At 65.5% G+C, this 611-nt stretch carries 1 protein-coding gene and 1 pseudogene; both read left to right on the forward strand.

The features are described 5' to 3' along the window. The coding region (locus ACP4IX_RS36440; protein WP_426558964.1) for an ABC transporter permease subunit at positions 1-389 on the forward strand (389 nt) is incomplete at its 5' end. 8 nt (positions 390-397) lie between these two features. Beyond that, positions 398-611: pseudogene (locus ACP4IX_RS36445) on the forward strand (hypothetical protein); the annotation flags it as partial.

The following is a 611-nucleotide window of genomic DNA, read 5'->3' on the forward strand; positions in this document are numbered from 1 at the left end:
TCGCGCTCGGCGTGTTCTTTCCGATCTATCTCAACACGCTCCACGGCATCCGCACCGTCGATCCACAGCTCATCGAAATGGGCCGAATCTACGGCATGGGCAACGGCGAACTGTTCCGCCGCGTGATCTTCCCCGGCGCACTGCCGTCGATCTTCGTGGGCCTGCGCTTCGCGCTCGGCATCATGTGGCTGACGCTGATCGTGGCGGAAACCATCGCGGCGTCGTCCGGGCTCGGTTACATGGCGATGCAGGCGCGCGAGTTCATGCTGATCGATGTCGTCGTGCTCTCGATCCTGATCTACGCCCTGCTCGGCAAGCTTGCCGACAGCGCCTCCCGGGCGCTGGAGCGGCTGACCCTGTCATGGCACCCCGCCTTCCAGAACAAGTGAGAATGAGAATGCAAGAAGCGCTTCGTTTCCAGGCGGTGGACGCCGAGCCGGTCGATCGTGCCGACATCGTCGTGCAGGCGCGGCAGCTGCGCCGAGGACCGGACGCCGCGACCCGTGGGCTGTCGCTGACCATCCGCGGCCTGCGCAAGGCGTTCGGCGACAATGAGGTGTTGCGCGGCATCGACCTGCACATCCCGGCCGGCCAGTTCGTGGCGATCGTCG

Origin of the sequence: Streptomyces sp. WG5, assembly GCF_049974565.1 — a bacterium.
Taxonomy (GTDB): Bacteria; Actinomycetota; Actinomycetes; order Streptomycetales; family Streptomycetaceae; genus Streptomyces.